This window comes from Geobacillus sp. WSUCF1, from assembly GCF_000422025.1.
In the GTDB taxonomy this organism is placed as follows: domain Bacteria; phylum Bacillota; class Bacilli; order Bacillales; family Anoxybacillaceae; genus Geobacillus; species Geobacillus zalihae.
The window spans coordinates 1-674 of sequence record NZ_ATCO01000248.1 but is presented as its reverse complement, the minus strand read 5'-3'; the positions used below and the strand labels follow the sequence as shown (position 1 = coordinate 674).

Annotated in this window: 1 protein-coding gene; it reads right to left on the bottom strand. The window is 55.5% G+C overall.

The annotated features are described in order from the left end of the window. Nucleotides 1-674, bottom strand: a 674-nt coding sequence (locus I656_RS0117045) for an IS1634 family transposase (RefSeq protein WP_033006895.1), incomplete at both ends; no start/stop codon positions are given.

Here is a 674-nt window from a genome sequence, read left to right as displayed (position 1 = left end):
GAAAAACGCGGTAAATAGCCAAGGCCAACAGAAACAAATAGCCTAATACTGCGACCCGTTCTGGTTTTTTGACGTAAATCTCATCCGTGAAAAACGGATCTTTCAAAAAAGCGAAGTTCATTTCCACCGAGATCTGCCCTTTATACAGCTTCAAGATCTCTTGGGCATCCATGGGTTGGCCCTTCCATTCCTTCGGAACGGTCGTGACAAGGACAAACCGGGACGCTTTCCGTCTCGCCTGTTCCCACGCGTCTTGGTCGAATTCGACGTCAAGGTGCAAGAAATACAGCGTCTCCACCTCGGGTTCCGCCCCTTTTTTCGGCCGTCCGCGCCGTTTTTTCGGGCGTACGATCTCTTCGACCGCGGCCTCAACCCGATGAAACCGGGGGCGAAGGGACGCCTTGAGGGACGCCAAGGCTTGTTCGGCATCTTCCCGGCAGGAGAAAGGGTGGCGCTCCCAATGGGCTTGTTCCTCGCGAAGAAGCTCCGCTTCTTTGGTTCGTTCTTTTTCGAGCGTCTTTCCTTTTCGCTGGTCGAGCGCACTCGATTCGACGACGATCAGCCGAACGGGGTGGCCTTCATAGGTGGAGGATGTTTCCCATACCCGGTACGTGGCGCCGTTTCTCTCCGCCAGGGTAAAGGGTTCGCTCCACGGGATGTGAGGCGAATCGGCC